At 44.6% G+C, this 22,635-nt stretch carries 20 protein-coding genes and 2 tRNA genes; 14 read left to right on the top strand and 8 right to left on the bottom strand.

Annotated elements, in window-relative coordinates; translation table 11 throughout:
* Positions 1 to 67 precede the first annotated feature (67 nt).
* From H5073_RS14155 to gloA, 11 genes are all read left to right on the top strand, one after another.
* Positions 68 to 143, top strand: a tRNA-Asn gene (locus H5073_RS14155).
* Between the two features lie 39 nt (positions 144 to 182).
* Positions 183 to 258, top strand: a tRNA-Asn gene (locus H5073_RS14150).
* A gap of 203 nt (positions 259 to 461) precedes the next feature.
* Complete coding sequence (locus H5073_RS14145) at positions 462 to 2,369, top strand: EAL domain-containing protein (protein ID WP_182680211.1); 1,908 nt, start codon at positions 462 to 464, stop codon at positions 2,367 to 2,369.
* A gap of 134 nt (positions 2,370 to 2,503) precedes the next feature.
* Entirely contained in the window at positions 2,504 to 3,082 is a 579-nt protein-coding gene (gene rsxA, locus H5073_RS14140; protein ID WP_182680210.1) for an electron transport complex subunit RsxA, read from the top strand.
* 1 nt (position 3,083) lies between these two features.
* On the top strand, positions 3,084 to 3,707 hold the full coding sequence (rsxB, locus tag H5073_RS14135; RefSeq protein WP_182680209.1) for an electron transport complex subunit RsxB: 624 nt from the start codon (positions 3,084 to 3,086) through the stop codon (positions 3,705 to 3,707).
* A complete protein-coding gene (gene rsxC / locus H5073_RS14130) occupies positions 3,701 to 6,028 on the top strand; it encodes an electron transport complex subunit RsxC (RefSeq protein WP_182680208.1) in 2,328 nt (775 codons plus the stop codon). The genes rsxB and rsxC overlap by 7 nt, the downstream gene beginning before the upstream one ends.
* A gap of 2 nt (positions 6,029 to 6,030) precedes the next feature.
* Positions 6,031 to 7,083: an electron transport complex subunit RsxD gene (gene rsxD / locus H5073_RS14125; RefSeq protein ID WP_182680207.1), complete on the top strand. Its 1,053-nt coding sequence runs from the start codon at positions 6,031 to 6,033 to the stop codon at positions 7,081 to 7,083.
* A complete protein-coding gene (gene rsxG, locus H5073_RS14120) occupies positions 7,083 to 7,736 on the top strand; it encodes an electron transport complex subunit RsxG (RefSeq protein WP_182680206.1) in 654 nt (217 codons plus the stop codon). Before rsxD ends, rsxG begins: the two co-directional genes overlap by 1 nt.
* On the top strand, positions 7,733 to 8,428 hold the full coding sequence (locus tag H5073_RS14115; RefSeq protein ID WP_182680205.1) for an electron transport complex subunit E: 696 nt from the start codon (positions 7,733 to 7,735) through the stop codon (positions 8,426 to 8,428). Before rsxG ends, H5073_RS14115 begins: the two co-directional genes overlap by 4 nt.
* Before the next feature lie 7 nt (positions 8,429 to 8,435).
* A complete protein-coding gene (gene nth / locus H5073_RS14110; RefSeq protein WP_182680204.1) occupies positions 8,436 to 9,077 on the top strand; it encodes an endonuclease III in 642 nt (213 codons plus the stop codon).
* Positions 9,078 to 9,506: 429 nt separating this feature from the next.
* Positions 9,507 to 9,917 carry a lactoylglutathione lyase gene (gloA, locus tag H5073_RS14105; protein WP_182680203.1) on the top strand — a complete coding sequence of 137 codons (411 nt, stop codon included), beginning with the start codon at positions 9,507 to 9,509 and terminating at the stop codon, positions 9,915 to 9,917.
* Positions 9,918 to 9,949: 32 nt separating this feature from the next.
* Here gloA and H5073_RS14100 read toward each other — a convergent pair whose 3' ends face one another.
* Positions 9,950 to 10,459 (bottom strand): GNAT family N-acetyltransferase, encoded by a 510-nt coding sequence (locus H5073_RS14100; protein ID WP_182680202.1) that lies wholly within the window; start codon positions 10,457 to 10,459, stop codon positions 9,950 to 9,952.
* A 238-nt stretch (positions 10,460 to 10,697) separates the two neighbouring features.
* Between H5073_RS14100 and H5073_RS14095 the strand changes: the two genes are divergently transcribed.
* Positions 10,698 to 11,600 carry a LysR family transcriptional regulator gene (locus H5073_RS14095; protein ID WP_182680201.1) on the top strand — a complete coding sequence of 301 codons (903 nt, stop codon included), beginning with the start codon at positions 10,698 to 10,700 and terminating at the stop codon, positions 11,598 to 11,600.
* A 77-nt stretch (positions 11,601 to 11,677) separates the two neighbouring features.
* Here the strand turns inward: H5073_RS14095 and H5073_RS14090 are convergent, their stop codons facing one another.
* On the bottom strand, positions 11,678 to 12,388 hold the full coding sequence (locus H5073_RS14090; RefSeq protein ID WP_182680200.1) for an SDR family NAD(P)-dependent oxidoreductase: 711 nt from the start codon (positions 12,386 to 12,388) through the stop codon (positions 11,678 to 11,680).
* 135 nt (positions 12,389 to 12,523) lie between these two features.
* Between H5073_RS14090 and H5073_RS14085 the strand changes: the two genes are divergently transcribed.
* Positions 12,524 to 15,232, top strand: a complete 2,709-nt coding sequence (locus H5073_RS14085; RefSeq protein WP_182680199.1) for an acetate--CoA ligase family protein — start codon at positions 12,524 to 12,526, stop codon at positions 15,230 to 15,232.
* Between the two features lie 68 nt (positions 15,233 to 15,300).
* Here the strand turns inward: H5073_RS14085 and H5073_RS14080 are convergent, their stop codons facing one another.
* Positions 15,301 to 16,320, bottom strand: coding sequence for a GGDEF domain-containing protein (locus tag H5073_RS14080; RefSeq protein WP_182680198.1), 1,020 nt, complete (start codon positions 16,318 to 16,320; stop codon positions 15,301 to 15,303).
* 391 nt (positions 16,321 to 16,711) lie between these two features.
* On the opposite strand from H5073_RS14080, the gene H5073_RS14075 reads away from it, so the two are divergent.
* A complete protein-coding gene (locus H5073_RS14075; protein ID WP_182680197.1) occupies positions 16,712 to 17,359 on the top strand; it encodes an ecotin family protein in 648 nt (215 codons plus the stop codon).
* Here H5073_RS14075 and H5073_RS14070 read toward each other — a convergent pair.
* From H5073_RS14070 to pssA, 5 genes are all read right to left on the bottom strand, one after another.
* Positions 17,356 to 17,631, bottom strand: coding sequence for a hypothetical protein (locus tag H5073_RS14070; RefSeq protein ID WP_182680196.1), 276 nt, complete (start codon positions 17,629 to 17,631; stop codon positions 17,356 to 17,358). The genes H5073_RS14075 and H5073_RS14070 overlap by 4 nt on opposite strands.
* A complete protein-coding gene (locus H5073_RS14065) occupies positions 17,632 to 19,581 on the bottom strand; it encodes an ATP-dependent DNA helicase RecQ (RefSeq protein ID WP_404948402.1) in 1,950 nt (649 codons plus the stop codon).
* Between the two features lie 80 nt (positions 19,582 to 19,661).
* Positions 19,662 to 20,006: a hypothetical protein gene (locus tag H5073_RS14060; protein WP_182680194.1), complete on the bottom strand. Its 345-nt coding sequence runs from the start codon at positions 20,004 to 20,006 to the stop codon at positions 19,662 to 19,664.
* Positions 20,007 to 20,190: 184 nt separating this feature from the next.
* The gene (locus H5073_RS14055) at positions 20,191 to 21,033 is read right to left on the bottom strand and encodes a DTW domain-containing protein (protein WP_310734255.1); all 843 of its coding nucleotides are present in this window, start codon (positions 21,031 to 21,033) and stop codon (positions 20,191 to 20,193) included.
* Positions 21,034 to 21,041: 8 nt separating this feature from the next.
* Entirely contained in the window at positions 21,042 to 22,355 is a 1,314-nt protein-coding gene (gene pssA / locus H5073_RS14050; protein WP_182680193.1) for a CDP-diacylglycerol--serine O-phosphatidyltransferase, read from the bottom strand.
* Positions 22,356 to 22,635: the final 280 nt, after the last annotated feature.

The raw sequence follows: 22,635 nt of genomic DNA, 5'->3' as shown, positions 1-22,635 counted from the left end.
TCACTGGTTCAAGTCCAGTCTGGGGAGCCACTCAACACAAAGCAAGACAAGAATACAGTTATACCATTCCCCAGTAGTTCAGTCGGTAGAACGGCGGACTGTTAATCCGTATGTCACTGGTTCAAGTCCAGTCTGGGGAGCCACTGTATTTTACTAGCGTTATCCAGCAATAAAGTTTCGATTCCCCAGTAGTTCAGTCGGTAGAACGGCGGACTGTTAATCCGTATGTCACTGGTTCAAGTCCAGTCTGGGGAGCCAACTTTACTGACCACCTTCCCTATTTTATTACAATCTTTACTGACCACCTTCCCTGACCACCTCCCCTGTTTTATTACAACATTCCTGTTTTAATTAGCATTGAGATTTTAAAAGACATTTATTTTAATAAATCCAATACCGTTTTATCCCTAAGCGTTACACTATAAGCATTAATCTACATCTAATGACAAAAGAGTGCGTTTATGGGTCTGTCTCGTTCCGTTCAGCTTATGCTACTCCTTGTATTTACAGCCTTACTAACCTGCTGTTACTTAAGCGCACAGCAACAAATTAAACTCAGCTCTTTGCAAGCGGTCGCTCAAGCCAAGCAACATATTCGTCAATATCAAGATTGGTCAGGTAATGGTGCTGCACTTTATCAGCGTCTAAGCCAGGATGATTCTTTTCAGTTTTTTCAATTTATACATGCCACCGATGGCAGCCTTAACTTCACCCATGGCAGTCTATCAGCCCAAGGCAACCTCCAAGAACCTGTTATCGGGCAGATATTCAGTTTTGATTTAGATAACACAACAGAGTTATCCCAAGCTAGGCTGCAGATCAGGCTGAATAAACACCAAGTGCTATCCGCAGAATTCAATACCCTCAGCCAGATCATGCTTCTTATATTACTGGCATACTTGCTCTTAAGTCTGATGTTTGCGGTACTTATGCATAAACACAAACAGCGCATTGTTTACGCAGCACAATGTATCAAACAAATGTCTGAGCTATCTTTTGATGCTATAGAGTCTTCTAAACTTATCGGGGCATTGATCCCCGTCGGTGAGTCGCTGGAGTATTGCCGCTCAAGATTAAAATTAAGTTTGGAAAAAGTGAAGCAAGAAAATGAGGCTCTGACTAAAGCTGCCTATCAAGATCCTGTTACCGGCTTTGCAACTCGCCAGCCTTTTATGCAGCATTTGGATGCTATTGCTCATTTAGAACAAGAAAAAAGTGGTCTTTTGGCCATGATAAAAGCCAGTGAACTTGGCAACATCAACCAACTCTTTGGCCGAAACGCTGGTGATGACTACTTAGCTAAAGTCGCCAACTGCATCCGAAAAGCCACGCAAGGCTACACCCAATTCAGTATTTATCGAATTTCCAGTGGCGATTTTGCGGTCATTTTTGCCGACATTCCTTTAAAAGAAAGCAAAACCTTTCTCGACAAACTCAAACTGCTATTGAATGAATACGGTCAGAGCAATAATGTGGATGCTGTCGCCCACACAGGACTTGTGCCTTACATTGGGCAAAATAAGCCAGAGGCGCTGTTATCTCTTGCCGATACAGCGGTCAGTATTGCCCAAACTTTAGGCCCTAACCGCAGCCACATTATTGAAAAACAAGATGAGCAGCAAAACACTGGCGATCATCACTGGCGCACTACAATTCATGAGCTCATCCAGCAAAAACGGATAAGTTTTCATCAGCAACTTATTCAGCCCAGTCAAAGTCATGTTGAAATATACCGTGAGCTTTTGACTCGCTTTATTAATGTCCAAGGTGATGTACTACCAACCACCAGTGTGATTGCAATGGCTGAGCGGTACGGTTTACATACCGAACTTGATGCCATGATTGTCACTCAAGCATTGAAAATGCTTACAGGCAACCCTAGCCTTTCTGGCCGATTTGGCGTCAACATCAGCGCAGCGTCGATTTTACAAGACAGCTTTGTGTTGTGGTTAAGAGATATACTGTCTAAGCAGGCTCAATTGGCATCAAGGATTATATTCGAAGTGAATGAAGTGGGCATGCAAACTAACTTGGCAGCCAGCCAGCGCTTTGTCAGTGAAATGCATAAAGTCGGCAGTAAAGTCGCTGTTGAGCGTTTTGGTTTGGGCTTTACTTCCTTCAAATTTTTCCGCGAAGTGCGCCCCGACTATATTAAACTCGACAGTAGTTACAGCGATGGCATAGAACAAGACAATAACAATCGCTTCTTTGTGCGGATGATTGTCGATATTGCCAAGCGAATAAGCATCAAGGTTATTGCCACCGGCGTTGAACGCCAAGATGAAAAGCTCACCTTAGAAAAACTGCTACTCGATGGCTTGCAGGGGTATTACATTGCCAAACCTGAAGCGATTGTCATCAGTAGCTGATCTGATGAAACCTTTCTCGTTAAGGAGATAGAGCGATTAAGTAGGGTTAATCTTGCCATATCGCTTTTTATCCGTTGTTTCTGCAGCGTAAAACGCCGATAATATGGCAAAATTTTAATGAAGAAAGCGTAGCGATGACAGAGTATCTCCTGCTGTTGATTGGCACTGTGCTAGTGAACAACTTCGTATTAGTTAAATTCTTAGGTCTTTGCCCCTTTATGGGGGTGTCGAGCAAATTGGCCTCGGCTATTGGTATGTCTATGGCCACCACCTTTGTGTTGACCTTAGCATCCGTACTCAGCTATCTCACTAATGAGTTTCTTTTGCAGCCTTTCTCGCTGGAATACCTGCGCACCATGAGTTTTATTCTAGTCATAGCGGTCGTGGTGCAATTTACTGAAATGCTGGTGCAAAAAACCAGTGCCAGTCTGCATCGCGCCCTAGGTATTTACCTGCCACTTATCACCACCAATTGCGCCGTTTTAGGGGTTGCCTTACTGAATATCAATGAAGACCATAACTTTATTGAGTCTGCCATTTATGGTTTTGGCGCAGCCGTAGGCTTTTCTATGGTGCTAATTTTGTTTTCTGCCATGCGTGAGCGCTTAGCGGCCGCTGATGTGCCACTGCCTTTTAGAGGCGGCGCGATTGCCATGATAACCGCTGGGCTTATGTCTTTAGCCTTTATGGGATTTGCGGGGCTGATTAAATAATATGTTTGAAGTGTTAATTGCTGTTGGTCTACTGACATTATTGGGGCTTATTTTCGGTGCCATTTTGGGCATTGCCGCAATCAGATTTAAAGTTGAAGGCAACCCCATAGTCGAGCAAGTAGAAGCTTTATTACCTCAGACCCAGTGCGGTCAGTGCGGCTACCCAGGTTGTCGTCCCTACGCTGAAGCCATCGCTGGCGGCGATAAAGTCAATAAGTGCCCTCCTGGCGGTACAGCCACCATGGAAAAGTTGGCGCAACTGATGGGCGTTGAGCCTGAGCCTTTAGATCAAGAACAACAAGATACCATTAAAAAAGTCGCCTACATACGTGAAGACGAATGCATTGGTTGTACTAAATGTATTCAGGCGTGTCCTGTGGATGCCATTTTAGGTGCTGGCAAACTGATGCACACAGTGATTACCGCCGATTGCACTGGCTGCGATTTGTGCGTTGAACCCTGCCCTGTTGATTGCATCGACATGTTGCCGGTAGAAACCAACCTTAAAAATTGGGATTGGAAATTAAATGCCATCGCTGTGAGAGTGATCGATACTGCCGTATCTATTCAAGCCCAAGAAAAAAACGAACATACAGATAAAAATCAAGGGGATAAGCAGTGTTAACCCTATTGGAACAATTGGATAAAGGCACCCTTTGGCACTCTCCTGGTGGCATTCATCCACCCGAGCTTAAACATTTATCAAATCAAAGCTCCGCCGCGACATTGGCTTTAGCCGCCCAGTATATCGTCCCTGTGCCCCAGGTAGGTGAACAAGCCATACTGCTGGTTAATGTGGGCGATAAGGTCAACAAAGGCCAAGTGCTCACCCAAGGAAAAGGCTTTAGTTACCTGCCCGTACACGCGCCCACATCGGGCGAAGTGATGGCCATTGAGCCTAGTGCCAGTAACCACGCCTCATCATTGCCCGTCATGAGCTGCATCATTCGCCCTGACGGTAATGATACCTGGACTGAGTTAACACCTGCGACGCTCACTGAGCTAAGCAAGAGTCAAATGTTAGCCCGCATAAAAGATGCTGGAATTGCAGGCATGGGCGGCGCGGCTTTTCCAAGTCATATAAAGTTAAATCCAGCCAGTGAAATTGATTTGGTGATCATCAATGGGGTTGAGTGTGAACCTTATATCACCGCCGATGACTGCCTAATGCGTGAACACAGTGGGCAAATTCTTGAAGGGATAGGAATTATTTTTGCTTTGCTGACGCCAGAGCGCATCATCATCGCCATTGAAGACAATAAGCCCCAAGCGGCCAGCGCCATGAAAGCCGCCATTATCAATGCTGAAGAGCAAGGCTTACTCACTAAGGGCTGCGTGCGAGTCACTCAAATACCCACTAAGTATCCTTCTGGCGGTGAAAAGCAGTTAATCCAAATCATCACAGGTAAAGAAGTCCCCAGTGGCACTATTCCTGCCCAGCTTGGCATAGTGGTGCACAATGTCGGCACTGCATTTGCGATAAAACAAGCAGTGCTTGATGGCAAGCCCTTGGTAGAGCGCCTTGTCACCATCACAGGTGAGCGCGTGGCGCAGCCTGGTAATTATTGGCTTCCTATTGGTATGCCCATTAATGACGCCCTTGAGCAGACGGGTTTTAGCCCCCAAACCGAGCAAAGAGTCATTGTTGGCGGCCCTATGATGGGGTACGCGCTGTCAAATTTAGCTGTGCCAGTGCTCAAAGGTACTAACTGCCTATTGGCACCCAGTGATAACGAAATTGCTGCAGATGCTGAAGAAAAAGCCTGTATTCGCTGCGGTGAATGCGCTGTCGCCTGCCCTGCACTGTTATTGCCTCAGCAATTGTTTTGGCATGCCAAAGCAGAGGAATACGATAAAGCGGCCAGCTTTAATCTTAAAGATTGTATCGAATGTGGCTGTTGCAGCTACGTATGCCCAAGCGACATTCCTTTAGTTGAATATTATCGAGTGGCAAAATCGGCTATTCGCTTAGAAGCTGAGGAAAAACTTCAGGCAGAGAAAGCTAAGCAGCGTTTTGAAACTCGCATTCAACGCCTTGAAGATGAAAAGCTTGCACGTGAAGCCAAGGCCAAAGAGGCGGCTGATAAACGCAAAGCGGCCATGAACAGCAGCGATAAGAATGCTGTCGCTGAAGCTATGGCGCGCATCGCGGCTAAAAAAGCCGCTCAAGCAATCACGACTGAGGCTGAAGAGGCATCAAGCACTCAAGCACGATCATCAATGCCAGAAGCTGGCACCACAGATAAGAAATCTGCTGTAGCCGCTGCGATTGGCAGAGCTAAGGCAAAGAAAGCCGCGCTGGCGGCTGGCACAGGTGACACACCATTAACCATTGAACCCACTACTGAGCACAGTGAGATCGATGATAAAAAAGCTAAGGTGACCGCTGCGGTGGCAAGAGCTAAAGCGAAGAAAGCGGCGTTAACGGCCCAGGCCAATAATGACGCCTCAGCGGACTCCACTCTCACTGAATCTATAAGCACTGGATCTATGGCCACGGATTCAGCACGCTCTGAGCCAGTGAGCAGTGAAGTTGATGATAAGAAAGCTAAAATTGCCGCCGCAGTGGCAAGAGCTAAAGCTAAGAAAGCAGCGTTGGCGGCCCAGGCCGATGATACTCCAGCGGTGCCCCCCCTTAGTGCAGAGGCATTCATCACTGAAACACTTAGCCCTAAGCCCGCTGTGTCTGAAGATATTGTGACACAAGCTGATGACAAGAAAGCTAAGGTAGCAGCGGCCGTGGCTAACGCTAAAGCAAAAGCCTTAGCGAAAAAACAACAGAGCCAAGAGACTGCTGCGCCCGAAACTAGCGCCGACACCAGTAGTGCAACCTGCATTGAAACGAGTGCTGATGACGCTAAGAAAGCCCGTATCGCGGCAGCAGTTGCAAAAGCTAAAGCCAAAGCGGCTCAGAAACGCGCCGAACAAGAACAGCAAGAGGATTAATCATGGCATTTAAAATTGCCTCGTCACCCCATGTGAGCCAAGGCCTGCAAACCGCCAATGTGATGCGCCGCGTTGCCCTGTGTCTTATTCCCGGCATTATAGTGCAAACGGTGTTTTTTGGCGTTGGCAGCCTAATTCAACTTTGTCTGGCCATCTTAACGGCATACCTTGGTGAAGCCTTAGTGCTTAAAGCACGAAAACGCCCTATTCTCGTCACTCTGAAAGATAATTCAGCCTTAGTTACAGCAAGCTTATTAGCACTTGCCATACCGCCATTAGCACCATGGTGGGTTGTGGTCATAGGCAGTTTATTTGCTATTGTCATAGTGAAACACCTTTATGGTGGCCTTGGGCATAATCTGTTTAATCCTGCCATGGCAGCTTATGTGGTATTACTTATCTCGTTTCCACTGCAAATGACTTCATGGGTAGCGCCCCAAAGCTTAGCCCTTAATGGGGTTGATGCACTGGCCGCTATCAAGGCGATTTTTGCTATTGGTCCGAGTTTTGCCAATGATTTTTACCGTCTAGGCTTAGATGGTATTGCCATGGCAACCCCCTTAGACACAATCAAAACTGACCTGTCTTTGGGGCTTACCACGATTGAAAGTTTGACCAAACCTATTTTTGATGGCAGTTATGGTATTGGCTGGTTTTGGGTCAATCTTGCTTACCTGGCTGGCGGCCTTGCCTTACTTAAAATGAAAGTCATCCGCTGGCACATCAGTGTTGGGATCTTAGCGGCGTTATTTGTGTGTGCAAGCTTTGGTTTTTTAATTAGCCCAGACACTCATGTCAGCCCGCTGTTTCACTGGTTTTCTGGTGGCACTATGTTGGCGGTGTTTTTTATCGCAACCGATCCTGTCACTGCCGCAACCAGCCCCAGAGGACGACTTATTTTTGGTGCCAGCATAGGCATTATTATTTATCTTATTCGCACCTATGGCGGTTACCCTGATGCTGTTGCCTTCGCTGTGCTATTAGCCAATATGTGTGCCCCTTTTATTGACCATTACGTGCGCCCAAGAACTTATGGTCATAGGAGTGCCAGCTAATGACACTTTTCAACAATCGCTTAGCTAACAACCCTGTAAGTAAAAACGCCGCACTGTTAGCCATTTTTGCACTCTTATGCACGGGCTTTGTTGCTGTAGTGAATTCCTTAACCGTGGATACCATCGCCGAGCAGCAAAGAAAGCACTTAGCCAGCGTATTAGATCAACTTGTGCCCCATAAGATGCAGGATGACAATTTAAGCCAGCGCTGCACCTTGGTCACAAGTCCAGAGCTTGGCAGTGACGCTCCATTATCAGCTTATCTTATTGAGCGCGATAATACGCTGCTGGCCATCGCCATTGAGGCTATTGCCCCGGATGGTTATAACGGTGAGATAAAATTAATCTTAGCCGTGGATGAGCACAATACGTTACTCGGAGTACGTACGTTATCCCACCAAGAAACCCCAGGTTTAGGTGATAAAATTGAGCTCAGAAAATCACCTTGGGTGCTTAATTTTGCTGGCAAAGTATTCAGTCAAGACGACAAAAGCTGGAAAGTAAAAAAAGATGGCGGTCAGTTTGATCAATTTACCGGGGCAACCATTACGCCTAGGGCTTATATCAAGGCTATCGCTAGGGCGCTCAGCTTTGTTGAGCAGCACAGACAAAGCTTGATCAAGAATCATAATCCCTGTGGAGGCGTTCAATGAGTCAATATCAAGAAATAGCCAAACAAGGGCTATGGCACAATAACCCAGGATTAGTGCAATTATTGGGGCTTTGCCCTTTGCTGGCGGTAACCGCCACAGTAACCAATGCGTTAGGGCTGGGTTTTGCCACGTTATTGGTGCTCGTTGGCTCGAATATTTTAGTATCACTTGTACGTGATTACGTGCCAAAGGAAATACGTATTCCGGTGTTTGTGATGATAATCGCTGCACTCGTGACCTCAGTGCAGCTACTTATCAATGCCTACGCCTATGGTTTATACCTGTCACTAGGGATATTTTTACCGCTTATTGTCACCAACTGCGTGATCATCGGCCGCGCAGAAGCCTTTGCCTCCCGCAATAATCTCGCGCATTCAGCCTTTGATGGCCTGATGATGGGCATAGGTTTTACCTGTGTATTGGTAGTATTAGGCGCAGGTCGTGAGCTACTAGGTCAAGGCACGTTATTTGATGGCGCTGATTTATTGCTCGGTGATTGGGCCAAGTCTTTAGTAATGCAAGTCTGGCAAGTGGATACGCCGTTTTTATTAGCTTTGTTACCCCCAGGTGCCTTTATCGGCATGGGACTCCTGATTGCCTTTAAAAACGTTATTGATGCCCGCTTAAAAGCCCGTCAGCCTAAAGCTCAGACTGAGCCTGTGGCTCGAGTTCGCATTACCAAAGTCAGCTAGGGATGCCATGAATAAAGATAAACGCCTGCAAATTCTAACTCGCCTTAGGGACAATAACCCTAAACCTGAGACTGAACTTAATTTTTCAAGCCCGTTTGAGCTGTTAGTTGCGGTAACCTTATCGGCCCAAGCAACCGATGTGAGTGTCAATAAGGCCACAGATAAGCTATTCCCAGTGGCCAATACTCCCCAGGCTATTTTTGATCTTGGGGTTGATGGATTAAAAACTTACATTAAAACCATAGGCTTATATAACAATAAAGCCATTAATGTCATTAAAGCCTGTGAGATATTAATCAATCAATATCAAGGTATAGTGCCTGAGAATCGTGAAGCGCTGGAGTCTTTACCCGGTGTGGGCCGTAAAACTGCCAACGTGGTGCTAAACACCGCTTTTGGCTGGCCCACCATTGCCGTGGATACGCACATTTTTAGAATGGCGAACCGCACTCGATTTGCCCCAGGCAAGAATGTCCAAGAAGTCGAAGATCGGATGTTAAAAGTGGTCCCGAGCGAATTTAAAGTGGACGTACATCACTGGTTTATTCTTCATGGCCGCTACACCTGCCTTGCAAGAAAGCCCCGTTGCGGCAGCTGCCTGATTGAAGATTTATGTGAATTTAAAGAGAAAATCTATCCCGAGGACTAATGCCTGAAAATGAGTATGATAAAGACAGGCGATCCACTGAATCTTATTAGATCGCGCTGTATTTACGATTTAAAACTGGATTAAAGGTTAGGTTAAAACAAGGCAACAAAAAAAGCACTAAAACAAATAGCAATGACTAAGGTGGTGCCTAGGGCCATTTTAAGTTCAGTCGTCATGATGCGCTCCAATTAGGCAGTCGATACGCCGCCTTTATTAGTCAAGTAAAAAACCATTAAGCTGTAGCCTTAACACTGCAACTTATTGCTACAACTCTTTGCTACAGTAGAGCCTGTGTTGCAAGTGCTTAAGTTAAGTAGAATATAACCAATAATTGCTGTGCTGACGTAATTTATCTGCGTCAACATAGACACTAATGTCAATTTTGTGAGTGAACGCACGCAAAACATGACCTAATCAAGGAGTCTTTCAATGTCGCAATTACTGCATACCATGATCCGTGTTGGCAATTTAGAGCGCAGTATCGCGTTTTATACCCAAGTTCTTGGTATGAAATTACTCAGAACCTCAGAAAATCCTGAGTACAAATATACCTTAGCCTTCGTGGGTTTTAATGATGAGTCCAGCGGTCAAGCCGTAGTAGAACTGACCTATAACTGGGGGACAGACAGCTATGACTTAGGCACAGGCTTTGGTCATCTAGCCATAGGCGAAGCCGATATTTATCAGCGCTGCGAGGCGATTGCAGCAGCGGGCGGAACTATCACCCGAAAGCCAGGCCCTGTTGCTGGCGGTAGCACCCATATCGCTTTTGTTGAAGATCCTGATGGCTACAAGATTGAACTCATTCAATTAAAAGATGCCACCAAGGCACTAGGTTAATCGCCACCTACAGCGCCTTTTGCAACATGAGTTTAGCTGAGGGACTTTTCCATGGGGACACAGGACAATACCAGTCCCCGTGGTGAATGATAATGGCTGAGCTCAGTGCCAATAAAGCCGCAGCGCTGATAAAACGGCGCAGCATTGAGGGTTGCATCCAGTTTTAAGCGTTGAAAGCCCGCCGTTTTAGCTTGTTGCTCTAAATACACTATCATGGCTTTGGCCGCGCCGCTGCCCATATGCAGTGGATCCACAAAAATAGCATCAACAAGGCCAAGATCACCTTCATCTTGTGCAGCCCTTAGTTGCCCAGAGCCTATAATGTCGCCGTTCAGTTCTGTGACATAGAAACTCACAGCCACATCATCGAGAAATTCTTTCGACATTTCCCCTTGGGTCCAATGAATTAGCACTTGCTCATCATAATGGCCGCTGCATTTAGCAAGAATGGCGCGAGTTCTAATATCAAATATTTGCTTAGCATCATAAATGCTGGCTTTTCTTATTTTAAATGCCTGCTTGTTCGTCCCTATTTCTTTCATATGTCGCCTCCCTTTTACAAGATGAGTAATGTTAGCGTTATCAAAATCTATCGTAGATTTATTTCATCCGCCATTCTTAACTGCTATCAATCGAAATAAAGTACCGTGAATATTAAAGCCCACCAAAAAATACTAAAAATAATTCACGAGACAGTAACGATTTACCGATAAAGGTTTGAATTATTAGCATGAAAACGCCATTATTTAATCTTATTGAAGCATTTATTGGAAAGATACTATGAGCCGAGCAAAATCAACCTTAGAACAATGGCGAATTTTACAGGCTGTGGTGGATCATGGCGGCTATGCTCAGGCTGCTGAGGTGTTGAATAAAAGTCAATCATCACTCAACCATGCGGTGGCTAAGTTGCAGCACCAATTAGGCATTCCATTACTTGAAGTAAAGGGCCGTAAGGCCTACTTGACTGAGCAAGGTGAAGTCATGCTGCGCCGCTCTCGTCATTTGACTCAAACCATGGAAGAGCTTGAACAACTGGCGAATAACTTAGAGCAAGGCTGGGAGCCGAGCTTAACCATAGGCAGGGAAATCATTTATCCTATGCCCACGCTAGTCGCGGCGCTAAAAGCTTTCTTGCCTCACAGCCGTGGGACCCGCGTGACCATTTTAGATACTGTGATATCAGGCACTAATGAGCTTATCAGCGCCCAAGCTGTTGATATTTCTATCTGCACCATTCCGCCTAAAGGCTTTATCTGTGAGCCTTTGTGTGAGATGGAGTTCTACCTAATGTCACATCCCAGTCATCCGCTTGCGCAGCTTACCCAAGTTGATGAAAAGCAATTGGCTCAGCACCTGCAACTGGTGATAAAAGATACTGGATTCAAGGGGAATACTGAAGCGGGCTGGCTCAAGGCTGAGCAGCGCTGGACAGTTGCCAATTTTCACGAAGCCAAAGAAATTCTCTATCAAGAGATAGGATTCTGCTGGCTACCTAAATTATTGGTGGAGCAAGACTTGGCAGCAGGCAAGTTAGCTCGAATTTGTTTACTTGGCAGTCAAAGCCGCAAAATTATGATGTCACTGGTTATCCCTAATCGTGACCGACAGGGCCCAGCCTCAAAATTACTTGAGCAGTGCATATTACAGCAACATAAATTAACCCCAGTTGAGGTTAAATAAGCAAATTAAGGTTAAGCCCGAGTTCAACTCTGAGGCCGCCGCTGACATGCCAGCCTCAGTCTCTAATGCAGATAAGTTTATCTGCGATTAATAGTGAGATCAGACACATAACCGTGAGCGGTACTCATTAATGCATGTTTTATCATTGAAGCGGTTTCAGCGGCGCTCATAAAGCCTGTGGTGTCTAACGCTTTACCACTGGTTTGCCAAAACTCTGTGGCCATCCCCCCGGGGTACACGGCAATTAAAGACAGCGGTTTACCTTTAAGCTCGAGTCGTAATGATTCAATTAATCCTTTAATGGCCCATTTTACCGCACAGTAACTACTCTCACCCGCTTTAGCTTGCAATGCCGCGGTAGATAACACCACCACTACCTTGATCGGAAGATCTTGATAACGACGGATCAATTCTTTTAAAAACAGTAAAGTGGCTGTAAGATTATTATTGACAAGATTGATTATCCCTTCACTTGTTTGCTCCGCCAACGGGCCAAAATAACCGCTGCCCGCGCAATGAAACACCACCTCCGGAGCTTGGGGCAAACTATCCAATAAAGCATTGATACTGACAGGCTTGTTGAGTTCTGCACTCATGGTATTAATGCTGCCTGCCATTGACGACTTAGTCGATGAAGTTATATTGAGTGGTAATTGCGACAATGACAGTGTAACTTGAGCAAGCTTGGCTTCATCGCGACCCGTTAGGTAGAGTTCGTGTCCATCCTGCGCATATTCATGGGCAAGTGCGGCCCCAAGGCCACTGCTGGCACCGGTAATTAAATACATATACTAACCTTGTTGAAATCTCAGTGTTCTATATCCTAACCTAGCTTAAGTTTGGTTCCTAAAAGATTGTGAAATAGGTATAGTATTTAATCACTTCTCTCTAAAAGTTTTTCTGCTCAGTCTAAAGGATTGCCAATGAGTCAACGCAGCATACATGCCTTGTTTAAACCCAGCTCTGTGGCTGTGATTGGTGCATCCGATAATCCCCAGCGCGCTGGTAATCTGGTGATGAAGAACTTATTGGCTGGGGGATTTAATGGCCCCATCATGCCTGTGTCACCTAAGTACACTGCGGTGATGGGCGTGCTTGCCTACTCCAGCATAATGATGCTGCCCATTAAACCCGATTTAGCCATCATCTGCACTCGTGCCAGCCGCGTCCCTGAATTGGTGGAGACCTTGGCGCAATTTGGCTGTAAAACGGCCATTATTATGGCCGCGGGTATGGCTCAAGAAAGTGATGACTTAGGCAATAATTTACTGCAATTGGCCCTAAAACACGCTAAACGCTACGGCATGCGGCTACTTGGTCCAAATTCTTTAGGCATGTTACTGCCCAATATTGGCCTTAATGCCAGCTTGGCGCACACAGGCGCTAAGCGCGGTAAAATAGCTTTCTTGTCCCAATCTTCAGCTATTTGCACTACTGTATTAGATTGGGCCAACAATAAAGGCATTGGGTTTTCATCGATTATTTCCTTAGGTGATGCCGCCGACGTGGATTTTGATGAATTACTGGATTACCTAGGTAAAGACAACCAAACCAGTGCCATTATTCTTTACTTAGATGCCATCAATGAGAAGCGGCACTTTTTATCAGCAGCTCGCGCAGCATCGCGAAACAAACCTATTTTAGTGATAAAGTCGGGCCGCAGTCTTGAAGGCATGCAAGCGGCTAAGCTACATACTGGCGGCACTCAAGGTAATGATGCGGTTTATGATGCTGCTTTTCGCCGTGCAGGTATGCTCAGGGTTAATACCTTAGTAGAGTTGTTTGCCGCAGTAGAGAGCTTGGCGCATTCCGTACGCCTTAAAGGTGAGCGCTTAGCCATTATCAGTAATGGTGGCGGACCAGGTATATTAGCAGCCGATGAACTTATCATTAAAGGCGGAAAATTAGCGCAATTATCGCCCGCCACCACAACCGCGTTATCAAGACTATTACCTAGCACTTGGTCTGGTCAAAACCCCATAGATATTGTTGGTGATGCTACTGGGCAACGCTATTGTCAGGCATTAGAGCTTGTCTTTAATAGCGGTGAAGCCGATGCTATTTTAATCTTGCATTCACCCTCAGCCAGCCAAGACAGCCTTGCTATTGCTGAGCAGCTCAGTGACTGTATTCGCGGACTTCCAGCCCATAAGGGCATTAACATTCTCACCAACTGGAGCGGTGAAGACTCCGCCTACAGTGCAAGAAAATATTTAAATCACGCAGGTATTGCCACATACCGAACCCCAGAAGGTGCCGTTAAAGCCTTTATGCACATGGTGGAATACCGCAGGAATCAAAAGCTGCTCCAAGAAGTTCCAGCATCGATCACCGCGTTTATTCCAAAAGATACCGTGAAAGCGCGAAATATACTTAGCGTAGCTCAAGCCCGAGGCCAGGATCAATTGGCCACCCATGAAGCCGGTGAAATCCTCGCAGCTTATGGACTTAATACCATAGAAACCGGTTTTGCACTCGATACTGATGCGGCGATTGATATGGCAGATCAACTGGGTTATCCAGTAGCGGTCAAACTTAAATCCGATGATATTACTTATAAAAGTGATGTCCATGGAGTGATGTTAAACCTTAAAAATGCGGCTGAGCTCAAAAAAGCCGTGGACGATATGTTAGCTCGAGTTAAGCAGACACTGCCAAGTGCGCATATTGACGGGCTTATCATTCAAAAAATGGCCTTAACTGCAGGAGCCCAAGAGCTTCGTCTTGCGGTTATCCATGATGAAGTGTTTGGTCCTGCCTTGTGTCTTGGCGAAGGTGGCAGTGAGTGGGATCCCACTCGCGACGCGGCAGTTGCCTTGCCGCCACTGAATATGGCATTGGCAAGGTACATGGTTATTCAAGCCCTTAAAACCAAAAAAATCAAAGACAGGCATTTGCCATCAGGGCTTGATTTGCACGCCTTGTGCATCACTTTAACCAAAGTGTCTCAGCTGATTATCGATTGCCCACAGATTAGAAGCCTAGATATCAATCCACTCTTAGCCAGTGGTGACAAGATTTGTATTCTAGATGTCTCAATGACGTTAACGCCTCAAGGGGTAGAGCCACTGAATCGCCTCGCTATCATGCCTTATCCTGTGGAGCTTGAAGAAGCAGTGACCCTTAAAAATGCCATGAAAATTATATTAAGGCCGATTTTACCTGAAGATGAGCCGCAGCATTTGGCCTTTGATAATGCCTTAAGTGCTGAAGACAGGTATAAGCGATATTTTGGTGCTCGCTCAGCCATGACTCATGAAGAAATGGCAGTATTGACACAAATTGATTACGCTCGCGAAATGGCCTTTATCGCGACCTATGACAAAGATGGTGACAACATTACCTTAGGCGCGGTGCGTGCATCAATCGACCCCGACAATACTGAGGCTGAGTTTGCTATGGCGGTGCGTAGTGACTATCAAGGGCTTGGATTGGGGAAATTATTACTGCAAAAGCTGATTAGATATTATCAGCAACAAGGCACTGAGCGATTAATCGGCTATACCATGTTTACGAATCAAAATATGGCAAACCTTGCTAAATCTTTAGGCTTTATTGTGTCCTTTGACATGGAAGAGCAACTGATCAAAATGGACATGCCATTAACATCGCAGGCAGAGGCAGAGAATTAACCACTGGGTATTTAAGTCAATTAACCATGTAATGGTAAAACGCGATCCCCACATTCCTGCGGTCAGCGTTAGCTTTTGACGCAGTTTCTACCTGAGCCTTTGGCTTCATAAAGTTTTTCATCTGCGCGGGACAGCAAGGTATCAGCATCATCGCCCACCTGCATACAAGCGGCGCCGATAGATACAGTCACTTTGCCCAATTGTTGCTTTTTTTCTTTACCTACGGTGAGCTGTTTATGGGATATACGCTCCCGTAAATTGTTGGCGAGCGTTACAGCATCCTCAAGGCTAGTGTCAGGCAATAGGATCACAAACTCTTCTCCGCCATAGCGGGCCACAAAGTCGCCTCCTTTAACGCCCTGTTTTAACGACATAGCCACAAAGGCGAGGACTTTATCGCCAATAAGGTGTCCATAGGTATCATTAAAACCCTTAAATAAATCAATATCGACAATCAAGAGACTACAGACTGTCTGAGTTTGATTAAATTTCGCCACTTGCTCCAAAGCAAAAACCTCATAAGCACGGCGATTGTTTAATGAGGTCAACTCATCAGTCATGGCAACTTTACTGAGGTTATCCATTTCATCTTTAAGACGACTTAACTCAAAATCTAATGTGTTGAGGTTTGATTTCATCTCTTCATTGTTGCTGATCACAAGATCCACTTCAGATGATATGTTTACGATAATTTGATTAAGCATTTCAAGGGTAGGTTTCTCCTTAAGCTGCTGATTATAATCTGTAAGTATTTCAGAAAAATCTTGAGTTTCATCAGTGAGCTGGTGGATTTTATTGAAAAGGCTCTTAATCAGTATTTGGGTTTCTATCTGTACATTTTGAATAATATCTGGGGATTGCTCTTGAATGAAATTGTTATAAAGCCCTTGGTTAACTTGACGGGTAAACGAGACTTCATTAGCTAACAAACCGTCGATGGCACGTTTCAAGTTGAGGTTTGTTTCAGAAAAATATTCATACCAAATGGCATAGTTTTCTGGGGTGACAGGAATATTCAATTTGGCCATTTGAGGGATCGCCATGCTCAAAATATGCGCTGAATAATCCAATTCTTTTAGCTGCTCCATCCCTGTCTACCTATTTTAAGTTAAATGAACCTTATCAAATTACGTCTTAATATCATTGACGCTACGGGCGGATTACGCCTAGTCATTATATAGGCAAGATCCATTAATCAGAACCAAACACTATGCCCAACAAATCATAACCGCATGATAGGATATGAATATAAGCACAAACAAAACAGACACATACAAAGCAGAGGGTGATAATTTCATTTAGCCTTAAGCCTGCATTCACTATCATTCATAAGTATAGTCGGCTTTTGTGTGTTACTGATTTTTTACCTTGTATACTGACTAAATATTGATTAATTTAAGGCCATAGTAGCTCAAGATGCTGTGATGTTTAGCAGCTGTGCATTAAACGAACAAATGGTTAACCATAAGGGATATTGCAGTGACGCCACCTAACACCAAGCTAAATGCTGTTGACACTAACAAATCGACTAAGAAAAGCACTGCACAAGCATTATTCAATAAGGTCGCAAACTTAAGTCTTCGAATAAGCTCAGTACTGCTATGTTTAGGTATGAGCCAAGCCTGTCAAGCAACAGCGGCACCAGAAGTCCTATTAACTAGTCCAGTCACGAGCCACATTCTACAAGCCGCTGACGTCTCTAGCATCGCCTCAGCCAGCTACCCTAAGCCTTTAGATAACCAAATCATACATGTCCTAAAGGTGGCTCAACTTGTTGAGCCAAGCAAATATCAACTACAAGTACAAATAGGTTTAACGATTATGCAAGACTGTAATCAGTCCAAGCTTATGGGGGAGATACAACAGCTTGCGCTGCCCGTAGAGCCAAATCAACTCGCTGACATGGAACAAGGGGCTGCAAGTTATTACTGGCTTGAAAGCCTGATGCAAGCTCCCATGGTAACCATGCCTTGTATTAACCCTAAAATCGCCACCTTCGTGCCCTTAGGAGACACCATCGTCATTGGGCCTGAGGCATTATCTGAAAATGTGTTTTATCTGCCACAGCACGCACAGCTGCGTTACCGACTCTGGCGTGCCAACGAAGACTGGTCATACAGCCACTAGCAACGCCTTAACCTGATAATTTGCATCACTTCTATTTGCATACCTGCAAGGGATTCATGTTTAGGGTAGTAGCTGATATTCACTCGTTGATCATTAAGGCTTTTAAAACGTTTAGTACGCTTGTATTTAAAGGGCACATCGTAGCCCTTTAACATTAAGGTATTCAAAAACCAATCGCCCTGCTCTCGTTGAACATGGGATACAACCTGTAGTCCTTCACTGTGAATAAGATTTGAGTGTTTCTTAAGCAATTCTTCGGCCGAAATATCCATCTATTCCTCGCTGTAAGTTGATAATTGCATTTTTACTTCATGAAAGCGTTGTGTCGCGCAAAGGCCAAAGCCTGCAAGCTTAGTTAAACCACTGCGGCTATAGGCCGGCATACTAAGCCCCATCAAAAACTTAGTTTTCATGCTCAAAGAGAGCTTAGGCGCAACGCTGTGCTGCTCAGCCCAAACCTGCAGCTGCTGCAAATGAGAATCCAGTAACTCTTTTGCTGGCATGGGGGAAATTTGAGTCGCGGTTAAATGAACTGGGCGTCCCAGACATACGCTGCAACTCATGCATTGGGCTGGACTCTTGTCATCATCAAAATAGCGCGCTAGGGCGTGACTTAAGCAAGTTTTCAGTTCAAAAAAGCGCACCAGCTGTGCAATTCTGGCAATTTCTTTTGTTTCTTTATCATTAAAATAATCAAGCAATTGGGATTGAATCGCTTCTATTTCAAGCTCATTAGCAGCAAGTGCAAACACCTGCGTCAGCTGTTTCGTCTCAAGTTGAATATGTCCTTGTTCACTAAGATAATCGAGCGCTTTCAATACTCGTTGCCTTTCATGGCCCAGAGCTTGATAAAGTCCATCAAAATCAATACTACCCCAAATCTTTTTAAAATGAGTATGGGCAAATACTTGCTGAAGAAATTCGCGGCGCTCCTCGGTGAATAACGCTAATATATCAGCCTCGCTGCTAATAAACTTAAAGCGGCAATCAGCATAATATGCGTGACTGGGCTTAAGCAAACCAAGAAGCTCGAGCTGCACCAGTAAGGTTTTTAGCGCCAGCACGCGGATATTGGTGAGTTTAGCTAAACTCAACTCTTGCATTTCCCAGCGAGCTCCCTGACGAGTGCTTTGAATATGCTGCAATAAGGTACTGATGCTATCGCCTTCAGGCGTATCACCGTAAACAAAGTTTTCGACTGTGCTCAAACCATCTAAATTAGCTAAGGTAATGCATTTTGACGGCTGATTATCTCGCCCTGCTCGGCCGATTTCTTGGCTGTAATTCTCAATCGACTTAGGTAAGTCATAATGAATAACAAAACGGATATCCCCTTTGTCTATTCCCATCCCAAAGGCGATGGTGGCAACAATGATCTGAATATCGCTTGCCATAAATGCACTTTGTACCTGTTGCCGCGTCTGTTGCTCCATCCCCGCATGGTAGGCTTTTGCATTGAAACCTTGGCGCTGTAAAAACGTCGCTATCTCATCGGCGGTATGCTGCAAAGTCACATAGACAATCCCAGCTCCCGCTAATGCTTGTAACTGCTGCACTAATTCAGCATTTTTTTGCACCTGAGGCACGCTAAGCACAGTTAAAGCTAAATTTTCACGATAAAAACCCGTCTGCACGATATGGGCGGCATCAATAGCAAAACGCTCAGCCATGTCTCGCTTTACTTTTCTTGTGGCGGTGGCTGTCAACAATAAGACTTTATCAATAGCAAAATCTTGGCAGTACTGAGGAATTTTTAAGTAATCGGGCCTAAAGTTATGCCCCCATTCAGAAATACAATGAGCCTCATCCACTACCAACAAAGAAATCTGTACGCTTTGTAAGAAATGACGAAAACGTTCGTTATTAAAACGCTCAACTGACACCATCAGGATTTTGATCTTACCTTGTCTGATGTCTTGCATTGTTTGTCGTGACTGCTCAGCGCTAAGGCCTGAATCAATACTTGCTGCCGCAATGCCTTTACCATGCAAGAAAGCTAACTGATCCTTCATCAATGCCAGTAAAGGAGAGATCACCAAGGTGAGATGAGGCAACTGTAGAGCACAAAATTGGTAACACAATGACTTGCCTGAGCCTGTAGGGAAAATGGCTAAGGCACTGTTGTTTGATAAAATAGATTCTATAACTTGCGCTTGTCCATCACGAAAATCATCGAAACCGAACTGTGTTTTAAGCTGGGGTAAATAATTGCTTTGGGTCACAAACACCTTCTTTGCTTATCCATCCATGGCTTAGGCAGGCGAAGAAGGCCTCACGTTGTTCAAGCTCATGAAAATTGCGACTAATGCTTACGTGCAATATATAAATTAATTAACTGGGTCAGTTTATCTTCAAACTTCTCTTCAAAGTTATCCCACTCTCTACCTGCATGGGCCAAATATTTTTTGGTCTGTTCTTTGGTTAACATTTTCCCCTTTAAGCCGTATTGAAACTCTTCAAGGCTTTTGTCAAATCTCGGCTCCAGTAACCAATGACAGACTTCAGCCTCATGGGTGACTAAGGCTTTTTGAGCCATGAGGCAAAATGTTTCAATATGATCAACGCCATCAGGTCCTAAACAACCAGCCTCTAATCGGCACAGGATCACTAATTTATTGTCTATGATTTTGGTTGGATCTTGACTCATTAATCACGCCCTATCAGGAATATCCCTTAATGGGAAAAATAATGACCGCTCAATTACCTCTGGGTAATGATGATCCCTAAAATCTATGGTTAACGTAATAGGTTAACTTAATGCCGAACTCAGTAACGCTGTCGCAGTTTATCTTAGCTTTATAGAGCATTTTTTCAATCTGCGAAAGTTAAACTTACTCGTTTTTAAGACTGGAGGCTTGATATGACAGCGCCAGTGCACGGGTAAACTTATCTTGGTAATTTTTAATAGGAAGAATATCTTCTTTACAGCGTCGATTACGCCCCAGTAAAGATGATTCAACGAATAAATCAAACCAAGCACTGAGCACCAAACCATTGTGCGGCTCCCCTGCAGCTTCTATGGCCAATGCAGCTACTTCTGCGGTGCCCAGCTGAAAATCATGGCTACCTTTACGTAAAGCATAAGTGGCTAATACTTTTGGATCAAACGATAACAAGGGTAGATGATGCAAATAGGGACTTTTTCTGAACATTTTTATGGCTTCACGCCAGCTTCCGTCAAGCATGATCAATAAGGGGCGTTTGACGGGAGCCTTCATTGATAACCTAATGCCAGTGTTATTTATGCTTGAGAGAATTTCTTGTCCTGTGTGCGCGTATTGCCCGGGGAAAACTAAATAAGCTTGGTATTCTGGATTATTCAACAAGGCTAACATTGCAGCATCGGTTTGCGTTCTGGACCAAATATATGCATGAGTCTCTGGCACAAGATCAGCAATCAAGCGGCCGCTGTTTGTCGGCTTTAGGACTTCATCATCATACATAATCAGTAAAAAGCTGACATTGGTTTTTAGTTGTCGACGAAATTCACAAGTGCAAAATTGTTGACCGAGCAAGCATGCATTACAACGAACAAGCTTCTTACCCCTTGCTCCAAAAGGCTTAGTCGACAATGCTTTACGCTGGAGATATAATTTATGAACAGCGTGAGGCCCTAGTGGCTGATGAGTATCAGCCAAAAAAATATCTTCATGTGAAAAAGATTCATCGGAAATATTATCCACTAAAGTATACGCCTCAATAGAAAGTCTGCCTTTAATCGCCTGATCCGAGTCATGACTTTTCTCACTGGCGCGGGGTACTTTTGCAATGTTTCTATCTGGCTATAGTGATACAGACGCTCGGTATGCTGCAAAATATGCGCTTGTTCCTGCTGGAACTTCTCTTGCCATGCACCTGATTCATCTTGTAATAACAAGCCATTTTCAAGATCTAATGCCCAGGCTCTTGGATTTAAATTAGAACCTGTGATCAGATGGCGTTTATTGTCAGCACTGATCCCTTTTAAGTGGTAGCTGTTTTTATCATGTTGCCATAAATAAATATTAAGCTGACCATTATCAATAGCCCATTGCTGACGCTTAGCAAAGTTACGCAGCGATTGCTCATACATATAAGGCAAAGCCCCTATGGTAGAGAAATCTTGTTCAGGGGGAATATAGAAGTCATTAGCTTTCTTATCACCGACAACTATGTCTATCTTTTTGCCATTTCTCAAGTGCTTAGCCAATGCACGAGTCAAAGGATTTGGCGGATTAAAATAAGGTGTGCAGATAAATAACGACTGTGTAGATGATTCCACTAGTCTTATAACAGTCTGATTAAGCTGATTTTTCTTACGTCCAAGGCCCACGATTGGGGTCACTCTGTTACCGATCCGAGTCGCTGTAAACTCGTATTGAGCTTGACTAAGACGATGCTTAAAACTGCGTATATCATTCTTTTCAGGATTTACATCACAATCTTCAGTTTGCACTAAAGAACACACAGCAGCATCGGCGACTAAATGCTGTTTAATGTAATCACGCATGCTACGGGCAAGTTCAACAGACTCAATTAAATGATAGCGATCGAAACGGTACTTCTCTTGCTGCTGCAGGTAGATATTATTGATGCTGGCACCACTAAAGATAACTGCATCATCAAAAATAAATCCCTTAAGGTGCAATACGCCCATAAATTCACGGGATTTAACTGGCACGCCAAGAATATCAATGGCTTCTTGAGCTTGTTCCATGGCGCGGCGGTACATTTTGTCATTTCCGCCATCATCTTTTTTACCTATGAGTCCACGACGGGCTCTGTGGTAGTCCACCAGCACCTTTATATCTAATTCTGGTTTCACCGCTTTTGCATCTAATAAGGCCTGCAGAACTTCACGTCCGGCTTCGTCATCTTCTAGATATAAGGCTGTAATATAAATACTGTGCGATGCACTGTGAATACGGCTTAACAGTTCTTCTTTAAAACGAACTGGGTTAAGTAACCAAGTCAGAGCATCGGCATTGAGGGCAATACCACCTAGCTTATCGAGCAAGGCATCCTCCTAAAATATGTTGGCCCTTAGGGCAATAAGCTTGAAGTTCAAGCCATCTATAGCTGGCTGCAATAATTAGATTTGTTGTTTTGATTTTTGCAGTTTTTCCATATTGCTTACTGGTATTAGTGCTTATCAATACAAGGCATTTGCCCAAGAATAGCAATTGCGATGATTTTCTCACATTGTTGCCGATTTTGAATGCTGTTTTATCATTAAATCTGCCTTAGTGGCTCATAAACGTGAATAAATGCTTAAAAAAACAGCTGAGCTGTTCGGT

It is taken from the genome of Shewanella sp. SR44-3 (assembly GCF_014163735.1).
GTDB lineage: Bacteria > Pseudomonadota > Gammaproteobacteria > Enterobacterales > Shewanellaceae > Shewanella.
The sequence above is the reverse complement of the archived record's forward strand: the minus strand, read 5'-3'. Positions and strand labels throughout refer to the sequence as shown.

Coding starts and splice junctions, on each gene's coding strand:
- H5073_RS14145 (WP_182680211.1), top strand. CDS start 462: ATGGGTCTGTCTCGTTCCGTTCAGCTTATGCTACTCCTTGTATTTACA.
- rsxA (WP_182680210.1), top strand. CDS start 2,504: ATGACAGAGTATCTCCTGCTGTTGATTGGCACTGTGCTAGTGAACAAC.
- rsxB (WP_182680209.1), top strand. CDS start 3,084: ATGTTTGAAGTGTTAATTGCTGTTGGTCTACTGACATTATTGGGGCTT.
- rsxD (WP_182680207.1), top strand. CDS start 6,031: ATGGCATTTAAAATTGCCTCGTCACCCCATGTGAGCCAAGGCCTGCAA.
- rsxG (WP_182680206.1), top strand. CDS start 7,083: ATGACACTTTTCAACAATCGCTTAGCTAACAACCCTGTAAGTAAAAAC.
- H5073_RS14115 (WP_182680205.1), top strand. CDS start 7,733: ATGAGTCAATATCAAGAAATAGCCAAACAAGGGCTATGGCACAATAAC.
- nth (WP_182680204.1), top strand. CDS start 8,436: ATGAATAAAGATAAACGCCTGCAAATTCTAACTCGCCTTAGGGACAAT.
- gloA (WP_182680203.1), top strand. CDS start 9,507: ATGTCGCAATTACTGCATACCATGATCCGTGTTGGCAATTTAGAGCGC.
- H5073_RS14100 (WP_182680202.1), bottom strand. CDS start 10,459: ATGAAAGAAATAGGGACGAACAAGCAGGCATTTAAAATAAGAAAAGCC.
- H5073_RS14095 (WP_182680201.1), top strand. CDS start 10,698: ATGAGCCGAGCAAAATCAACCTTAGAACAATGGCGAATTTTACAGGCT.
- H5073_RS14090 (WP_182680200.1), bottom strand. CDS start 12,388: ATGTATTTAATTACCGGTGCCAGCAGTGGCCTTGGGGCCGCACTTGCC.
- H5073_RS14085 (WP_182680199.1), top strand. CDS start 12,524: ATGAGTCAACGCAGCATACATGCCTTGTTTAAACCCAGCTCTGTGGCT.
- H5073_RS14080 (WP_182680198.1), bottom strand. CDS start 16,320: ATGGAGCAGCTAAAAGAATTGGATTATTCAGCGCATATTTTGAGCATG.
- H5073_RS14070 (WP_182680196.1), bottom strand. CDS start 17,631: ATGGATATTTCGGCCGAAGAATTGCTTAAGAAACACTCAAATCTTATT.
- H5073_RS14060 (WP_182680194.1), bottom strand. CDS start 20,006: ATGAGTCAAGATCCAACCAAAATCATAGACAATAAATTAGTGATCCTG.